General features: G+C 65.8%; 13 protein-coding genes. 2 read left to right on the top strand and 11 right to left on the bottom strand.

The genetic code is table 11. The annotated features are described in order from the left end of the window. Nucleotides 1-29: 29 nt before the first annotated feature. The 5 genes from HZS63_RS06810 to HZS63_RS06790 form a co-directional block, all read right to left on the bottom strand. A complete protein-coding gene (locus tag HZS63_RS06810) occupies nt 30-1388 on the bottom strand; it encodes a polyhydroxyalkanoate depolymerase (protein ID WP_246316211.1) in 1359 nt (452 codons plus the stop codon). A gap of 76 nt (nt 1389-1464) precedes the next feature. Next, on the bottom strand, nt 1465-2661 hold the full coding sequence (locus HZS63_RS06805; RefSeq protein WP_180683296.1) for an amino acid aminotransferase: 1197 nt from the start codon (nt 2659-2661) through the stop codon (nt 1465-1467). Nucleotides 2662-2746: 85 nt separating this feature from the next. Further along, complete coding sequence (pepN, locus tag HZS63_RS06800; protein WP_180683295.1) at nt 2747-5464, bottom strand: aminopeptidase N; 2718 nt, start codon at nt 5462-5464, stop codon at nt 2747-2749. A gap of 3 nt (nt 5465-5467) precedes the next feature. After that, nucleotides 5468-6572 (bottom strand): peptide chain release factor 2 gene (gene prfB, locus HZS63_RS06795; protein ID WP_180683294.1). Its coding sequence is split into 2 segments (ribosomal slippage): nt 5468-6490 and nt 6492-6572, totalling 1104 coding nucleotides; the frame shifts between segments, so codons are not numbered across the junction. Between the two features lie 57 nt (nt 6573-6629). Beyond that, nucleotides 6630-7598 carry an alpha/beta fold hydrolase gene (locus HZS63_RS06790; protein ID WP_180683293.1) on the bottom strand — a complete coding sequence of 323 codons (969 nt, stop codon included), beginning with the start codon at nt 7596-7598 and terminating at the stop codon, nt 6630-6632. Nucleotides 7599-7702: 104 nt separating this feature from the next. On the opposite strand from HZS63_RS06790, the gene HZS63_RS06785 reads away from it, so the two are divergent. Next, nucleotides 7703-9379, top strand: a complete 1677-nt coding sequence (locus tag HZS63_RS06785; protein ID WP_180683360.1) for an acetate--CoA ligase — start codon at nt 7703-7705, stop codon at nt 9377-9379. Nucleotides 9380-9382: 3 nt separating this feature from the next. On the opposite strand, the gene HZS63_RS06780 is transcribed toward HZS63_RS06785, so the two are convergent. From HZS63_RS06780 to aroE, 6 genes are all read right to left on the bottom strand, one after another. Then, nucleotides 9383-9862 (bottom strand): hypothetical protein, encoded by a 480-nt coding sequence (locus HZS63_RS06780; RefSeq protein WP_180683292.1) that lies wholly within the window; start codon nt 9860-9862, stop codon nt 9383-9385. An 83-nt stretch (nt 9863-9945) separates the two neighbouring features. Beyond that, on the bottom strand, nt 9946-10647 hold the full coding sequence (locus HZS63_RS06775; RefSeq protein WP_180683291.1) for a glutathione S-transferase family protein: 702 nt from the start codon (nt 10645-10647) through the stop codon (nt 9946-9948). 7 nt (nt 10648-10654) lie between these two features. Continuing rightward, nucleotides 10655-13429, bottom strand: coding sequence for a phosphoenolpyruvate carboxylase (ppc, locus tag HZS63_RS06770; protein WP_180683290.1), 2775 nt, complete (start codon nt 13427-13429; stop codon nt 10655-10657). A 15-nt stretch (nt 13430-13444) separates the two neighbouring features. Next, complete coding sequence (gene pgi, locus HZS63_RS06765) at nt 13445-15046, bottom strand: glucose-6-phosphate isomerase (RefSeq protein ID WP_180683289.1); 1602 nt, start codon at nt 15044-15046, stop codon at nt 13445-13447. Between the two features lie 25 nt (nt 15047-15071). Further along, nucleotides 15072-16019, bottom strand: coding sequence for a transaldolase (tal, locus tag HZS63_RS06760; protein ID WP_180683288.1), 948 nt, complete (start codon nt 16017-16019; stop codon nt 15072-15074). An 18-nt stretch (nt 16020-16037) separates the two neighbouring features. Continuing rightward, on the bottom strand, nt 16038-16886 hold the full coding sequence (gene aroE / locus HZS63_RS06755; protein WP_180683287.1) for a shikimate dehydrogenase: 849 nt from the start codon (nt 16884-16886) through the stop codon (nt 16038-16040). Nucleotides 16887-17006: 120 nt separating this feature from the next. Here aroE and HZS63_RS06750 point away from each other — a divergent pair, with 120 nt between their 5' ends. Beyond that, nucleotides 17007-17822: a DODA-type extradiol aromatic ring-opening family dioxygenase gene (locus HZS63_RS06750; protein WP_180683286.1), complete on the top strand. Its 816-nt coding sequence runs from the start codon at nt 17007-17009 to the stop codon at nt 17820-17822. Nucleotides 17823-17872 lie beyond the last annotated feature (50 nt).

The raw sequence follows: 17872 nt of genomic DNA, 5'->3' as shown, positions 1-17872 counted from the left end.
AGGGCGGGTCGTTACGGGAGGCGTGGCGCTCACTCACCCGGTGTGGAGGCGGTCGATGCACGCTCGCGTGGGGCGGACCGGCGAGTCGTCGTCTCGCTGGTGGAGGGTTTGGGGACCGTGGAAGACGGTTGGTGTTCGGCAATGAAGGCCTTGACCACCGGGTACACCTTTTCGCGCCAGCGCCGGCCGCTGAAAATACCGTAGTGCCCGGCACCCTCGACCTCGAAATGCCGCTGTTCCGAGGCTTCGATCCCGGTGCACAGGTCATGCGCGGCCCGGGTCTGTCCACAGCCGGAGATGTCGTCGAGTTCGCCTTCCACCGTCAGCAGGCCGGTGTTGCGGATGTCCTGCGGCCGTACCCGTTCCAGTCGGCCTTGCTCGTTGCGTACGTCCCAGGTGCCGTGGACCAGCTTGAACTCCTGAAACACGGTGTGGATGGTTTCCAGGTAGTAGTCGGCATCCATGTCGAGCACGGCGTTGTACTCGTCGTAGAACCGGCGGTGCGCTTCGGCGCTCTCGTTGTCGCCCTTCACGAGGTCCATGAAGTAGTCGTAATGGCTGCTGACATGGCGGTCCGGATTCATGGCGATGAAGCCGGCGTGCTGCAGGAAGCCTGGGTACACCCGGCGCCCGGCTCCGGGGAAGGTCGAGGGTACGCGGTAGATCACGTTGTTCTCGAACCACTCGTAGCTGCGGTGCATGGCGAGGTTGTTGACCGCGGTCGGGGAGCGGCGGGCGTCGATGGGGCCGCCCATCATGGTCATGGACAAGGGAGTCGGCTCGCCACGGCTGGCCATGAGCGATACGGCTGCCAATACCGGAACCGTGGGCTGGCACACGCTCATCACGTGGCAATTGCCGTACTGCTTCTGCAGGTAACGGATGAATTCCTGCACGTAGTTGACATAGTCATCGAGATGAAACTCCCCCTCGCTCAGCGGTACCAGCCGGGCATTTTTCCAGTCGGTGATATAAATCTTGTGGCCCTGCAGCATGGTGCGAACGGTGTCGCGCAGCAGGGTGGCATAGTGCCCGGACAAAGGGGCCACGATGAGCACGACGGGTTGCTGTTTGAGCAGGGCCAGGGTCTGGGTGTCGTCGGCATAGCGCTTGAATCGCCGCAGTTCGCAGAAAGGCTTGTCGATCTCGACCCGCTCGTGGATGGCCACTTGCTGGCCACCGATGTCCACACTGCGGATGCCGAATTCCGGCTTTTCATAGTCTTTGCCCAGCCGGTGCAGCAGGTCGTAGGCAGCGGCGATGCGTTCGGCCATCGGAAGCTGGCCCAGGGGGCTGAGAGGGTTGGCAAACAGCTTGGCCGTGACCTGTGCGAAGTCCGAGAACGGTTCCATCAGCGAGCGCTGGGTCTCGTAGATGTGGTACAGCATGGGGCTACCTCTCAGTTATGTTGCGGTGCAGCAAATATATCAGGAATCGCTGATGATGTCTTGACACTTGCGCGAATCACACCACAGCGGCGATGGCCTTGCAGACGTGGTCGATGTTTTTGCTGTTGAGCGCGGCCACGCACATGCGGCCGGTGTCGGTGCCATAGACCCCGAACTCGTTGCGCAGGCGCACCATCTGGTCCTTGCTGAGACCGGAGTAGCTGAACATGCCGATCTGGGTGGTGATGAAGCTCATGTCCTGCTTCACGCCGGCGGCTTTCAGGCCATCCACCAGCGCCTGGCGCATGGCCTTGATGCGCGTGCGCATTTCGCCCAGCTCTTTCTCCCACAAGGCGCGCAGCGCGGGGTCGTTGAGCACGGCGGCCACCACGGCGCCGCCATGGGTGGGCGGGTTGGAGTAATTGGTGCGGATGACGATCTTGAGCTGGCTGAGCACGCGGTCGGCTTCATCCTTGTTCTCGCACAGCACGCTCAAGGCGCCCACGCGCTCGCCGTACAGGCTGAAGCTCTTGGAAAAGCTGGTGGACACAAAGAACGTGAGACCGGCCGCCACGAACTTCTGGATCACAGCACCGTCTTCGGCAATGCCGTGGCCAAAGCCCTGGTAGGCCATGTCCAGGAACGGGGTCAGGCTGTGGGCTTTGATGGTGGCGATCACCTGGTCCCACTGCTCGGGGGTGAGGTCGTAGCCGGTGGGGTTGTGGCAGCAGGCATGCAGCACCACGATGGTGCCGGGTGCGGCGGCTTTGAGGCTGGCCAACATGCCCTCGAAGTTCACGCCCCGCTTGGCCGCGTCGTAGTAAGTGTAGGTTTCAACGGTGAAGCCGGCGTGGGTGAACAGCGCACGGTGGTTTTCCCAGCTCGGGTCGGAGATCAGCACCTTGGCATTGGGGGTGAGCTTCTTGAGGAAGTCGGCGCCGATCTTGAGGCCGCCGGTGCCGCCCAGTGCCTGCACCGTGGCCACCCGGCCGCTCTTGACCGGCTCGCTGTCGGTGCCGAAGACCAAGCCTTTGACGGCGTTGTCGTAAGCGGCAATGCCGTCGATGGGCAGGTAGCCGCGGGCGGCGGGTCGGTCCATCAAGGCTTTTTCGGCCTGCTGCACGCATTGCAGCAGGGGCAGCTTGCCGTTGTCGTCGTAATAGACGCCCACGCCGAGGTTGACCTTGTGCGGGTTGGTGTCGGCGGCAAACTGCTCATTCAGACCCAGGATGGGGTCGCGGGGGGCCATTTCGACGGCGGAAAACAAAGACATGATGACAAGTACCTGTCTGGGTGAAAAAAGGGGGAGGGCACGCGCAGAGAAACCGCGCCGAAGCCCTCCATTTTAGCGCCGGGGGTCAGTCGGCCAAGGCCCGGGTGACGACTTCGCGCACATCGTTGCTCAACGCATCGTGGGCGGCGACACGAGCGATGGCCTCGCGGGCGGCGCTGCGATAGGGCTCGGCGAGCTTGCTCCAGCGGTCGAGTGCACGGGCCAAGCGGGCGGCCACCTGCGGGTTGAAGGCGTCGATTTCCAGCACCCGCTCGCACCAGAACGCATACCCTGCGGCGTCTGCGCGGTGGAAGGCGCCGGGGTTGGCGTGGCAGTAGGTGCTGATGACGCTGCGCGCCCGGTTCGGGTTGCGCAGGTGGAAGTCTGGGTGTTGCATGAGCTGGCGCACCAGGGGCAGGATGTTGCCCGAGCGGTCGGGCGCGCCTGCTTGCAGTGCAAACCATTTGTCGAGCACCAGATCGTCATGCTGGAACTGGCTGTGAAAGCGTTGCAGCGCCTCTTGCGCCAGGGCATGGCCGCTGATCACCAGCGCTTGCAGGGCGTTGAAGCGGTCGGTCATGTTACCCGCGTCCTTGAAGCGCTGGTAGGCCTTGCCCGGCCAGACCGGGTTGCCGTTGTCGCGGGCAGCCACGCACAGCATTTGCAGCGCCAGCCCCGCCAAAGCGCGGCGACCGCTGGAGACGGGGTCGGGCCGGTAGGCGCCGTTGTCCTTGTGGGCCTCATAAGCGTGGACCCAGTCGTCGTGCAGGGCATGGGCGAGCTGTTGACGCATGGCTTCGCGCACGGTGTGGATGCGCTGCGGGTCCACCACGTCGAGCTGTTCGCCGATGTAGGTTTCGGCTGGGAGGGTGAGCACGAGTTCTTTGAACGCAGCGTCCAGGCCGGGGTGGTGCAACACGGCACGCATGGCGTCCAGGTAGGCGGTGTCGAGTACCTCGGCAGGCACCGGGCCATCGGCTCGGATGGCGGTGAGGGCGCGGCGCAACGCCAGCCGTTGACCGGCTTCCCAGCGGTTGAAGGGGTCGGTGTCGTGGGCCAGCAGGGTCAGGAGTTGGGTGTCGGTGTAGTCGTGTTCCAGAATCACCGGGGCGCTGAAGCCGCGCAGCAGTGATGGCACGGGCGCACTGTCGAGGTTGATGAATGTGAAGGTTTCGCTCGCCTGGGTCAGGACCAGGGTGCGGTTGCCGGTTCGGGCGTGGCTTTCGTGTGCCAGTTGCAGTGGCAGCTCCTGGCCTTCGGCGCTCAGCAGGCCCAGCGCCACCGGGATGACGAAAGGCTCCTTGACTGGCTGGCCGGGCGTGGCCGGGCAGCTTTGCGACAGGGTGAGGGTGTAGGTGCGTTCGGACGCGTTGTAAATACCCTGCGCCTTGACGCGCGGCGTGCCTGCCTGGCTGTACCAACGCTTGAACTGGGGCAGCAGGCGGGCGAGGTCGCTGTCGGGGTTGGCGTCGGCCATCGCCTGGGCGAAGTCGTCACAGGTCACGGCCTGGCCGTCGTGGCGCTCGAAGTAGAGCTTCATGCCTTTGGCGAAGCCTTCTCGCCCCGAAGGATCGGACTGGCTACCGACCAGGGTCTGCTGCATCCGCACCACCTCAGCGCCTTTTTCATAGACGGTGAGGGTGTAGAAGTTGTTGATTTCGGCGTACTGGTCGGGACGCACCGGGTGGGCCATGGGGCCCGCGTCTTCCGGGAACTGGGCGGTGCGCAGCACGCGCACGTCTTCGATGCGCTTGACGGCGCGAGCCGAGGGGCTGCCGGCCATGTCCATGCTGAATTCCTGGTCGCGGAAGACGGTGAGGCCTTCCTTCAGGCTGAGCTGGAACCAGTCGCGGCAGGTGACACGGTTGCCGGTCCAGTTGTGGAAGTATTCGTGGGCCACCACGCTCTCCACGTTGGCGAAGTCGGTGTCGGTGGCGGTGGCGGGGCTGGCCAGCACGTACTTCGTGTTGAAGATGTTCAGGCCCTTGTTTTCCATCGCGCCCATGTTGAAGTCGCTGGTGGCGACGATCATGAAGCGCTCCAGGTCCAGCGGCAGGCCGAAACGGGCTTCGTCCCAGGCGATGGCGGCCATGAGCGAGTGCATGGCGTGCTCGGTTTTGTCCAGATCGCCGCGGCGCACGTACACCTGCAGCGTGTGCTCGGTACCGCTGCGACTGATGATTTTTTGCTCCCGGTGCACCAGGTTGCCGGCCACCAGTGCGAACAGATAGCAGGGTTTTTTGTGGGGGTCCACCCACTTGGCGTAGTGTCGGCCGCCCTCCAGTGGGCCCTGTTCCACCAGGTTGCCGTTGGACAGCAGCACCGGGTAGGCAGCCTGGTCGGCGCGCAGCGTCACCGTGAAGCTGGCCATCACATCGGGCCGGTCCAGGAAATAGGTGATGCGGCGGAACCCTTCGGCTTCACACTGGGTGAAAAAGGTGCCCTGGCTCACGTACAAGCCCATGAGCTGGGTGTTTTTGGCCGGATTGCAGGTGGTGAAGATCTCGAGCTCGAAGGGCTCGGTGCCCTCGGGAAGCTTTTCCAGCACCAACTGGCTGCCTTCCATCCTGAAGCTGGTGCCGGTGCCGTTGACCAGCACGCGCGCCAGGTTCAGGTCTTCGCCGTCGAGCCGCAGGGCTTGTGCTGGAAGCGCCGGGTTGCGCCGCACGCGCATGCGGTTGAGCACACGGGTTTTGGCTGGGTCGAGGTCGAAAGTCAAATCGACCGTGTCGATGAAATAGGCCGGAGCGACGTAGTCTTCACGCCGGATCACGGTGGTGGGGCCTTCACGCAGAGAGGTCATGGGTCAAATGCCTTGTTTCAGAGCGGCTTCGATGAAGGCGTCCAAGTCGCCGTCGAGCACTTTCTGGGTGTTGGAGATTTCAACGTTGGTGCGCAGGTCCTTGATGCGGCTTTGGTCCAGCACGTAAGAGCGGATCTGGTGACCCCAGCCCACGTCGGTCTTGGTGTCTTCCAGCTTTTGCTGTGCTTCCAGGCGCTTGCGCATTTCGAAGTCGTAGAGCTTGGCGCGCAGGCGCTGCCAAGCCATGTCGCGGTTGCTGTGCTGGCTGCGACTGTCCTGGCATTGGACGACGATGCCCGTGGGAATGTGCGTCAGGCGCACGGCCGAGTCGGTCTTGTTGATGTGCTGGCCGCCGGCACCGCTGGCGCGGTAGGTGTCCACCCGCACGTCCGCCGGGTTGATGTGGATCTCGACCGAGTCGTCGATTTCGGGGTACACGAACACCGAGGCGAAGGAGGTGTGGCGGCCGCCCGAGCTGTCGAATGGCGATTTGCGCACCAGGCGGTGCACACCGGTTTCGGTGCGCAGCAGGCCGTAGGCGTAATCGCCCTCGACTTTGATGGTGGCGCTCTTGATGCCGGCGGTGTCGCCGGGGGTTTCGTCCTCGACGGTGGCCTTGAAACCTTGCCTTTCGGCGTAGCGCAGGTATTGGCGCAGCAGCATGCTGGCCCAGTCGCAGGCTTCGGTTCCGCCCGCGCCGGCCTGAATGTCGAGGAAGCAGTTGTTGGGGTCGGCCGGCTGGTTGAACATGCGGCGGAATTCGAGTTTTTCCACGTCGGCAGCCAGCTTGTCGACTTCGCCTTCGATGGTCTCGAGCCCGGCGACGTCGCCATCGGAGGCGGACATCTCGAACAGCTCGGTGTTGTCTGCCAGTTCGCTGCTCAGGCGGTCGAGCACCAGCACCACGTCTTCCAAAGAGCGCTTTTCCTTGCCCAGATCCTGGGCACGCTTGGGGTTGTCCCAGACGGTGGGGTCTTCCAGCGCAGCGTTGACTTCGCTCAGTTTGAGGGCTTTGGCATCGTAGTCAAAGATACCTCCGTAGCTCGACCACGCGCTCGCTGAGGTCCTTGAGTCGGGCGGAAAGGGCGTTGAGACGTTCGGCTTCCATGGTCAAATCTCGTGTTTCTGGTCGAAAACCTGCAATTTTCGCATGGACGGGCTGCTGTCAGGCCAGAAAGGTCTCCAGCAGATGGGCCAGGGCCTGGGGCTGGTCGTGGTGGAGCATGTGGCCGGCGTTCTGGATCACTTCCACCCGATGGTCTGGCACCACTTTCAGCCGCTCATGGTATTCGGCCAAGGTGTATTCGCCTTGCTTGAACCACTGGGCCAAGCTGTCGTCGCTCGCCTCGACCGCGAGCACCGGTGCCGTGATGCGGTGCCAGATGTCCAGCACTTCCTCCAGTCGGTAGAGCTGTGCGTTGATGACCTTGTGCGCCGGATCACCGAGAATTTCCCAGCGCCCTTCGGCATTGGGCGCGGCCCAGTGGTGAGCCAGCCACAGCGCCCGGTCGGCGCAGAGTCTGGGGTTGGTCTTCATGAGGCGGCGGGCCACGCCTTCGACACCGTCGTAGGTTTTCAGCGTGAGCTCGCCCCGGCGCAGCGCGTCGAGCGCGTCCAGCCATTTCGCGTAACGCCCAGCCGCCTGGCTGGGTCGGCTGGCCGGCATGCCAAAGCCTTCGAGGTTGACGAGCCGGCGGATGCGTTGCGGCCGTACCCCGGCATAGAGCATGGCCACGTTCCCCCCCATGCTGTGGCCGACCAGATCCACCGGCGCATCGGGCGCGCGGCCCTGCTGTGTGTTGACATGGACGATGAGCTGCTCGAGATCGGCCAGGTAATCGGGAAACCAGTAGTGGTCGGCATGCCCGTAGTCGCTGGGCCGCTCGCCTGCGACACGGCGTTCGCGGGTGAGGCCGAAGCCTCGCCAGTCCGGAGCGACGATGTGCCTGCCAGCGAGTGTGGTGTCGGCGAGCGCATCCACCATGAACTGCCAGGAGGCGGCGACGTCCATCCAGCCATGCACCAGCACCAGTGGCGGCAACCCTTCAACGGGCTGGCCCCAATGGCGCAGGTGGTAGCGATGGGTGCGAATGGCAACGAATTCGCTGCGGGAAGGAACGCGGACTTGGTACATTCCAGACATTATTCAGGAGACCAGCCGTGAAAGTCAGTCAAGCCAGCGACGCCTACGAAACCCTGTATGCGTCTTTCGGGTGGCGGGTACCCGCCCAGTTCAACATGGCTCAAGTCTGCTGCCGGCGCTGGGCGGCCAGAAAGACCACGGCTTCGCAGATCGCCGTCATCGACGACGGCCCTGGCCGCCAGCCCCGCGCCCACAGCTATGCCGAGCTCGCCGAGGCCGCGAACCGCCTGTCCCATGCCCTGCGCGTGCTGGGCGTACGACGTGGGGACCGGGTGGCCATCGTCCTGCCCCAGCGCTTCGAGACGGCGGTGGCGTACATGGCCGTGTTGCAGATGGGCGCGGTGGCCATGCCGCTGTCGCAACTGTTCGGCCCCGAGGCCCTGGAGTACCGTCTGCAGGACAGTGCCGCCGTGGTGGCGTTGGTCGACGAGGTGACCGGCCCGGCCGTTCAGGCGGTGCGCAGCCGCTGCCCCGCCTTGCGGCATGTGGTGGGTCTGACGGGGGCGTTCGACACCGAGGTGATCGACTGGCCCCACGTCCGCGACGGCCTGCGCAAGCGCTTCGATCCGGTGGACACCGCCGCCGACGATCCGGCCGTGCTCATCTACACCAGCGGCACCACGGGCAATCCCAAGGGGGCACTGATCCCGCACCGGGCCTTGATCGGCAACCTCACGGGCTTCGTCTGCAGCCAGAACTGGTTCGGCTTCGACCCCTGGGATCCACGGGTGAAGAGCGAGGCGGTGTTCTGGAGCCCAGCGGACTGGGCCTGGACGGGCGGGCTGATGGATGCGCTGCTGCCTTCACTGTACTTCGGGCGGCCGATCGTGGCCTGGAACGGCCGCTTTGCGCCAGACGTGGCCTTCGAACTGCTGCAGCGCCACCGCGTCACGCATACCTTCCTGTTCCCCACCGCGCTCAAGGCCATGATGAAAGCCTGCCCCGAGCCGCGTGCCCGGTATCGCCTGCGCCTGCGCGCCATCATGAGTGCGGGGGAAGCCGTGGGTGATGCCGTGTTTGCCTACTGCCGTGACCAGCTCGGTGTCACCGTCAACGAGATGTTCGGCCAGACCGAGATCAACTACGTGGTGGGCAACTGCACCCGCCTGTGGCCAGCCAAGCCCGGCAGCATGGGCAAGGGGTATCCGGGCCACCGGGTGGCAGTGATCGACGACGAAGGCCGGGAGTGCCCCGTGGGCGTGCCGGGCGAGGTGGCGGTGCACCGACGTGACGTGCATGGTGACCTGGACCCGGTCTTCTTCCTGGGCTACTGGAACAACGAGGCCGCCACGCTGGCCAAGTTCACCGGCGACCCGCTGGACAGTTGGTGCCGCACCGGCGACATGGCCGTGCGCGACGAGGACGGCTACCTCTGGTACCAAGGGCGTGCCGACGACATGTTCAAGGCGGCGGGCTATCGCATCGGCCCCAGTGAGATTGAAAATTGTCTGGTCAAGCACCCGGCGGTGGTCAATGCTGCCGTCGTCCCCAAACCTGACGAAGAGCGTGGCGCCCTGGTGAAGGCCTATGTGGTGCTGGCACCGGACCATGCCCAGCGCCGGGCCCTGTGCGGCGATCCCGTGCGGGAGTTCGATGCGCCCTTGGTGGCCGAACTGCAGGACCATGTGAAGGGGCGGCTCGCACCGTACGAATACCCGAAGGAAATCGAATTCATCGACGCCTTGCCCATGACCACCACCGGCAAGGTGCAGCGCCGGGTATTGCGTCTGCAAGAAGAAGAGCGCCACCGCCGGCGGCCGTCGGGATCCTGATCCTCAGTACCGGCGCGAGACGCCGAACAGGAGCGCAGCGGTGCCCAGTACATGCACCTCTGCCGACGTCTGTTGGTTCAGGCGCCAGCCGATGGCCGGAATGAGCGCAGGAGAGAAACCGCCGACGTTCAACGGTACCTTGTCCTTGTGTTCTCCCACATAGCCGTAGAGCACCCCGGCCGAGAGTGATGCATACAGCCGGGGATGGCGAGAAGACACCTGGGGCCAGTACCAGCCCGTGAAGGCGTACAGGGAGGGCTGGCCAAACGAGTTGCTGAACAGGCTGATGCCGCACAGGCGGTCGTTGGGCAGCTGACGCTGCACACCGATGAGCACGACATGCTTATGGTCGTCGGAGTGTCGCCAGTGATGTGTGTAGGGCGAGACGAACAGCGAGCGGGTCTGGGTCGGATCACCGGCAGCGTAGCCTGGGCAGGGTGTCCAGGCATGCGCCCCACCGATGGACATGACCGTCAGGAACAATGCAGTCGTTCGTGCGCGAAATCGAAACATTTGAATGTGAGTTCTCTGTCCAGACCGGGGTTCCCGGCGGAGGCTGTGCGCTTTCAAGCCGACATGATCACGGGGCCGCCTTTTGCCAGTGCCCGCTGATACGCCGGGCGCTCGCGCACCTGGCGCAACCAGGCCGCCATGTGGGGGCAACGTTCAGCAGCCTGGGGGCGTGACAGGGCCGCCTCGACCGCAAAACTCATCTGGACATCGGCCAGGGTCAGGTGCTCACCGGCGAACCAGGGGCGTTGTGCGAGTTCGGCATCGATGAACGGCAGCGCCGTGGCCAGATTGGGGTCGATGAGCTTGTCCTGGACCTGCTGGCAGATGCCCTTGGCGATCGGGCGCACGAAAAACGGCATGGGCTGTTGGGGGATGACCTGGAACAGCAGCTTCATCACCAGCCAGTTCATGAGCGAGCCTTCCGCGTAATGCATCCAGAACCGGTATTGCCGGTGCTCGGGTGTGCCGGGGGCGGGCACGAGGTGCGCCAGATCGCCCTGGGCGCGATCGGCAAAGACTTCGGCCAGGTATTCCAGGATCGCGCCCGATTCGGCCACCACGGTCTGGCCATGGGTGATCACCGGTGATTTGCCCAAGGGATGAACCGCCTTGAGCTCGGCAGGGGCGAGGCGGGTTTTGGGGTCGCGCCGGTAGGTGCGCAACGCGTAGTCCACACCCAGCTCCTCCAGCAGCCAGAGTACTCTGTGCGAGCGGGAGGTTTCGAGGTGGTGGACGACCAGGGTGTCGGTGTTCATGAGGCGTTTATCCCGTGTTGCGCAGCCCGGCGGCAATGCCGTTGATGCAGAGGTGGATGCCGCGCTTGACCTTTTCGGCCTGGCTGCCGGCGCGGTAGCGGCGAATCAACTCGACCTGCAGATGGTGCAGCGGGTCGATGTAGGGGAATCGGTGCTCGATGGAGCGCGCCAGGGCGGGGTTGTTGGCCAGCCGCTGGGTCTGCCAGGTGATGGTGTTCAGCGCTTCCTGGGTGCGATGCCATTCGGCTTCGATGCGGCCGAAGATGCGTTTGCGCAGGCGGGCGTCGGGCACGAGGTCGGCGTAGCGGCGCGCCAGCGACAGGTCGCTCTTGGCCAGCACCATGTCCATGTTGGACAGCAGTGTGCTGAAGAACGGCCACTTGCGGGCCATCTGCTGCAGCAGCCGATCCGCCTCGGCCATGCCCATGTGGTCGCGCAGCGCCTCCACCGCACTGCCAAAACCAAACCAGCCCGGCAGTGTCAGGCGGCACTGGCCCCAGCTGAAGCTCCAGGGGATGGCGCGCAGATCCTCGATGCGCTGGGAGGGTTTGCGCGAGGCCGGACGTGAGCCGATGTGGAGCTCGGCGATTTCCCGGATCGGCGTGGCCTGAAAGAAGTAGTCGGTGAAACCGGGCGTCTGATAGACCAGCGCCCGATAGGCTGCCATGCTGGCTGCCGACAGGCGCTGGGCCGCATCCAGGAAGCGCTGGGGAACGGGCTGAGTGGGTGGTATCAGGGTGGCCTCCAACGTGGCGGCGACCAGCGTTTCCAGATTGCGCCGCCCGATGTCGGGGTTGGCGTATTTGGAGCCGATCACCTCGCCTTGTTCGGTCAGGCGGATCTGGCCCCGCACCGTACCCGCCGGTTGCGCCAGGATGGCCTCGTAACTGGGGCCGCCTCCACGGCCCACGGTGCCGCCGCGACCGTGGAACAGGCGCAGGCGCAGCGGATGGCCCAGCTCGTCCGAAAGCCGGTCGAACAGCGTGGCCAGCGCGGTTTCGGCCCGGTACAGTTCCCAGTTGCTGGTGAAGATGCCACCGTCCTTGTTGCTGTCGGAGTAGCCCAGCATCACGTCCTGCTCGTGGTATTGCAACGGCCCGCCGCGCCGCACCATGGCCGCGATGCCGGGCAAGCGGTAGAAGGCTTCCATGATGCCCGGGGCGTGGCGCAGGTCGTCGATGGTCTCGAACAGCGGCACCACGATCAGTTCGGCCACGGCGTCGTGGTCGAGTGTGCCGCGCATCAGGCCCACTTCCTTTTGCAGCAGCAAGACTTCGAGCAGGTCGCTCACCGTTTCGGTGTGGCTGATGATGGCATGCCGGACGGCGGCGGCACCGAAGCGCTCGCGCATCTCGCGCGCGGCCTGGAAGATGGCCAGCTCGCTCAGGGTGTGGTGCTGGTACGGTGCTTCGGGAATGCGCAGCGGTCGCACATCGTTGAGCTGACGCAGCAGCAACTGCTGCTTCGCCGCTTCGTCCAGCGCGCTGTAATCCGGTTCGATCCGGGCCTGGGCGAGCAGGTCGGCCACGGCGAGCTCGTGTTGGTCGGAGCTTTGCCGCAGATCGACCGTGGCGAGGTGAAAACCGAATACCTCTGCGGTGCGGATCAATGGGCGCAGACGGTGCTCGGCCAAGGCCACGCAGCCTTGGGCCACCAGGGAGCGGTCGATCACGCCCAGGTCACTCAGGAACGCTTCGGCGCACTCATAAGGAGCGTAAGGGGCCACCGCGTGCCGGTGCGCCTCGCCGCCGGTCAATGCCTGGAGGGTGGCTGCGAGCCGGGCGTACAGCCCGGTGAGGGCGCGGCGGTAGGGTTCGTCCTGACGGTGCTCGTTGCGGTCGGGGGAGCGCTCGGCGAGAGCCTGCATGTCTGCACCGACCGGCAGCAGCATGGCCGACAACGACAGCTCCGCACCGAGCCGGTGAACTTGCGTCAGGTAGTGCCGCAAAGCCACGTCGGCCTGGCGCTGCAGTGCCAGACGCAGGGTGTCGGCGGTGACGTTGGGGTTGCCATCGCGGTCACCGCCTATCCACTGGCCCATGCGCAGGAAGGGGGCCACGCGCTGGCCTTGCAGGGCCTCTTCGATGTCGCGGTACAGCCGTGGGATCTCGGGCAGGAAGGTGCTCTGGTAGTAGCCGAGGGCGTTCTCGATTTCGTCGGCCACCGTGAGTTTGGTGAAGCGCAGCAGCCGGGTATGCCAGAGCTGCAACACACGGGCGCTCATCTGGGCCTCGTTGTCGGCCCGATGGCGGGGCAGTTGGAGGTGGTCTCGTTCGGCCAGCAGGCGGGCGATGTCGCGCTCGGCGTCCAGGATGCTTTTGCGCTGCACCTCGGTCGGGTGGGCGGTGAGCACGGGGGAGACGTGGGCGCTGGCCAGGCACTCGGCCAGCGCCGTGGCGGTGACGCCAGCGCTGCGCATGCGTTGCCAGGTGTGCGCCAGACTGCCTTGCTGCACATGGCCAGCCTGCTCATGGACCGCGCGACGACGGATGTGGTGGCGGTCTTCGGCCAGGTTGGCCAGGTGGCTGAAATAGGTGAACGCGCGGATCACGCTCACGGCCTGGTCGTCACTCAGACCCTTGAGCAATTTGTTGAGCCGGCGGTCGGCGGCATGATCCGCCTGACGGCGGTAAGCGACGGACAATTGCCGGATTTGCTCGATGAGTTCGAAGGTTTCGAGGCCTTCGTGCTCACGGATCACGTCGCCGAGCAGGCGGCCCAGCAGGCGGATGTCGTCGATCAGGGGTTGGTCCTTGTGGGGAAGCTGCGGTTGGCGAGGCATGGCGCGAGAGGATGGTCAGGAGTGCGGGGCGGCCTGTCGCTCCATCGCTCGGGCCATGGTCTTGCCGAGCTCGACGCCCCATTGGTCGAAGGGGTTGATGCCCCAGATGGCGGCCTGGCAGAAGACCTTGTGTTCGTACAGGGCCACCAAAGCACCCAGGGCGTGCGGCGTCAGGGCCGGCAGCCACAGGCTGTTGCTCGGCACGTTGCCGGCAAAAGTCCGGTGGGGGATGAGCGCGGCGATGGTGGTGTCGTCCAGACCTTCGGCACGCAGCAGCGCGGCGGTGGCCTCGGCGTCGCGGCCCAGGGCCAATGCTTCGGCTTGCGCACGCATGTTCAGCAAGACGATGCGGTGGTGTTCGGCGGCCAGCGGCAGCGGGGTGTCTTCGCTGGCCACGCCGATGAAGTCCACCGGCACCCGGTGGCGCCCCTGGTGCAACAGCTGAAAAAAGGCATGTTGTCCTTCGATGCCGAGCCCGCCCCAGACGATGGGGCCGGTGTCGATCTCGACCGGGCTGCCATCGACGTGGGTGCGCTTGCCGTTCGACTCCATGTCCATTTGCCGCACGAAGGGGGCGAAATGAACCAGACGGCTGGCGTAGGGGGCTATGGCCTGGGTGGGACTGCCGAGGAAATTGCGGTTCCACAGGCCCAGCAGGGCCATGAGCAGTGGCATGTTGCTCGTGGCGGGGGCGTCCCAGAAGTGGCGGTCCATGGCGTGCCCACCGGCCAGAAAGTCCCGGAACCCTTGCGCGCCGATGGCCACCGCCAGCGCAAACCCGATCGCCGACCAGACCGAATAGCGCCCACCCACCCAGTCCCAGAAGCCGAAGGGGTGTTCGGGTGCATACCCTTCCTGAGCGGACAAGTCAGGGCGGGCCGTCACGGCCACGAGATGGGTTGCTTGCGCTTCGCCCGTGCAGCCGTGGTCGGCCAGCCAGCGCCGGGCCGAAGCCGCGAGCGTCATGGTCTCCTGGGTGGTGAACGACTTGCTCTGGACCACGAACAGCGTGCGATCGGCCGGCAGGTGGCGCAGGACTTCGTAGAGGGCCCAGGCGTCGGGGTTGGAGACGAAGTGGACCCGCACCGCAGGGCCGTGCAGGTTGGACAGCGCCTCACAGGCCATGCGCGGCCCCAGATCCGAGCCCCCGATGCCGATGTTGACCACATGGGCGATGGGCCGACCGGTATGCCCCGGCCATTGCCCGCGGTGCAGCCGTTCTGCTGCGGCCAGAAAGCGCTCCCGTTCTGCCCGCACCAGCGTCGAGACTTGGGCGCCCCAAGGCGGGCTGTCTATATCGGCCCCCCGCAACGCCACATGCAGTGCGGCACGACCTTCGGTGCCGTTGACGGGTTCGCCCCGCCGTTGGGCTTCGGCCTGTTCCGGCACCCGGCTCTCGCGGGCCAGGTCGTTCAGGGCGTCGAGCACCGGCAGGGTGACCTGCTGGCGCGTGGCATCCAGCTGGATGCCCGCGGCCTCCAGATGCAGACGTGACTGTCGCTGCGGGCAGGGCTGGGCGAGCAGTTCACGCAGGTGCGGCAGCGGGCCACGGGCGAGGCTGGCCAGGCGTTGCCACGCCGGGCGCTGCTGGGGAGGGGTGAAGCGCGGTTCACGCATGGGAAGGGTGGCTGGCGGCGAGGGGTCAGGGCGCCTGGAGCAGGGCTTCCAGTTTCAGGGTGTCGGCGCAGAACGCGCGGATGCCCTCGGCCAGTTTTTCCGTGGCCATGGCGTCGTCGTTGAGGGCCAGGCGGAAGCCGGACTCATCGTATTCAACCGGTGGCAGGTCCATCTGGCGGGCCGCCTCGGCATCGAGTGTGCGCTGCAGCGGAGCATCGCTGGCGGCGAGTTGCGCCAGCAAATCCGGACTGATGGTGAGCAGGTCGCAGCCAGCGAGGGCCACGATCTGGCCGACGTTGCGAAAGCTCGCGCCCATGATCTCGGTGGGGATGTCGAAGCGCTTGTAGTGCTCGAAGATGCGGCGCACCGACCGGACACCGGGGTCGTTCGCGCCGCCCTGTTCCGCTTCGTTCCACGATGCCCCGGCGCGGGCCTTGTACCAGTCATGGATGCGTCCCACGAAAGGCGAAATCAGTTGCACCCGGGCCTGGCCGCAGGCCACCGCCTGGCAGAACGAGAAGAGCAGCGTCAGGTTGGTGTGGATGCCCATGGCTTCCAGCCGGGCCGCGGCCTGAATGCCTTCCCAGGTGGAGGCGATCTTGATGAGTACCCGCTCGCGTGAGATGCCTTCGGCCTGGTACAGCGCCATCAGCCGCTGCGCCCGCTGCACCGTGGCTTCGGTATCGAAGCTCAGCCGGGCATCGATTTCGGTGGAAACCCGGCCGGGGACGACGGACAGGATTTCACAGCCGAAACGCACGAGCAGCCGGTCCATCCGCTCGTCCAGCGGGCGGTGGCCGTGTTGTTTCAGGGTGTCGCGCAGCAGGGGCGCGTAGTCGGCCTTCTGGACCGATTTGAGGATGAGCGAGGGATTGGTCGTCGCGTCCTGCGGCTGGAACTGGGCGAGCTGCAGAAAGTCGCCGGTGTCGGCCACGACGGTGGTGAACTGTTTCAGGGCTTCGAGCTGGTTCATCGGAGTCGGGGGTGTGGGTCAAACCAGAGGGGTGGAGAGGCGGCGGATGAGATCGTGCGTGGCGGGGCGGACACCGCGCCACCAGGCGAAGGCATCGGCGGCCTGCTCGACCAGCATCCCGATGCCATCGGCCAGATGGCGCACACCCGCTGCCTGGGCCTGAAGCAAAAACGGCGTGAGCCCCTTGCCATAGACCATGTCGTAGGCGAGCCCGACGGCTTGCAGGGCCGTGGCGGGCAGCGGCAGCGCTTCAGCCGTCAGGCTGGCGGAGGTGGCGTTGATCACGATGTCGAAGGTGTCGTCCCGCCCCAGATCGTTGTAACCGCCCGCTTGCAGGACGGCCGTGTTCGCTCCCGCAGCGTGGAAATCGGCCACCAGGGCCATGGCCTTGTCCACGGTCCGGTTCGCCACGAACAGTCGGGCCGGGTTTTCCTGGAGCAAGGGCAACACGGCGCCGCGCGTCGCGCCACCGGCGCCCAGCAGCAGCACGCGCAGGCCTTCCAGACGATGGCCCAGGTTGTCCCGGATGTCGCGGACCAGGCCCGAGCCGTCGAAGTTCTCCGCGAACACCCGTTCGCCGTCGAATTTGAGCGCGTTGGCGGCACCGGCGGCGCGAGCGGCCGCTGAGACGTCGGTGGCGTAGGCGCAGGCCTCCAGTTTGAACGGCACGGTCACGTTGACGCCACGCCCCCCTTCCTGCCTGAAGCGGTCCACCGTGGCGGCGAATGCCCCCGGCGGGCTGTCGATGGCGGTGTACTCCAGCCGCTGGCCGGTGGCCTCGGCAAACGCGGCATGGATGGTGGGGGACTTGCTGTGGCCAATCGGGTGGCCGATCACGGCGTAGCGGTCAACGGTCGGAGTGGACATGCAGGGCAGATGGGATGGCTGATGCAGCGCACCATTGTCGCCGATCAGGTTGGTGGACTTTGAACACTGCGCTGCAAAAGATTGAACGACCCCACTCGCCTGTGGGCGTACAGTGTGCACATGCATACAGATGCCCTCATACCTGCCCTTTTCGTTTCCCATGGGTCTCCCATGCTGGCCCTCGAGCCCGGTCAGACCGGGCCCGCCCTGACTCGCCATGGCGAGCACCTGAAGGCGATCGGGGTCCAGGCAGTGGTGGTCATGTCTCCGCACTGGATGTCGGACCTGCCCGCCGTGATGACGCATCCTGCGCCCGAGACCTGGCACGATTTCGGCGGGTTTCCTCAGGAGCTCTACCGGCTGCAATACCCGGCCCCAGGGTCGCCGGCACTGGCCGAGGCGGTCTTGCAGCGCCTGGCGCAGGCGGGTATTGCGGCCGTGGCCGATGGCCGGCGCCCGTTCGATCACGGGGCCTGGGTGCCGCTGGGTTTTCTGTTTCCGCAGGCCGATGTGCCGGTGGTGCAGCTCTCGCTGCCCGTACACGCCGGGCCGGCCGACGTCTATGCGCTGGGCCAGGCGCTGCGCGATCTGCGCGGCAAGGGCATTCTGCTCATGGGCTCCGGGAGCATGACGCACAACCTGCAGGAGTTTTTCGGCGGTCGGCCCGAGCGCGAGGCCCCGGCCGCGGCCTATGTGTCGGCGTTCAGCCGCTGGGTCGAGGGCGTGCTGCTGGCCGGTGATCGAGACCGGCTTTTCGACTATCGGCGTCAGGCCCCCGAAGCCGTGAGGGCGCATCCCACGGATGAGCACTTTCTGCCGCTGTTTTTTGCCCTCGGGGCGGCCAACTGGGGGGTGGAAGGCGGGCCGTTGCCCGAATACCTCGTCCGGGAGGTGAGCTATCGCTACCTGGCGATGGATGCCCTCAGTTTGCAGTGAGCGCTTCCTTCAGGCTGCGCGCTGGCCGGGGGCGTCCAGCGCGCAGCCGG

The organism is Tepidicella baoligensis (assembly GCF_013432195.1).
Taxonomy (GTDB): Bacteria; Pseudomonadota; Gammaproteobacteria; order Burkholderiales; family Burkholderiaceae_C; genus Tepidicella; species Tepidicella baoligensis.
The sequence above is the reverse complement of the archived record's forward strand: the minus strand, read 5'-3'. Positions and strand labels throughout refer to the sequence as shown.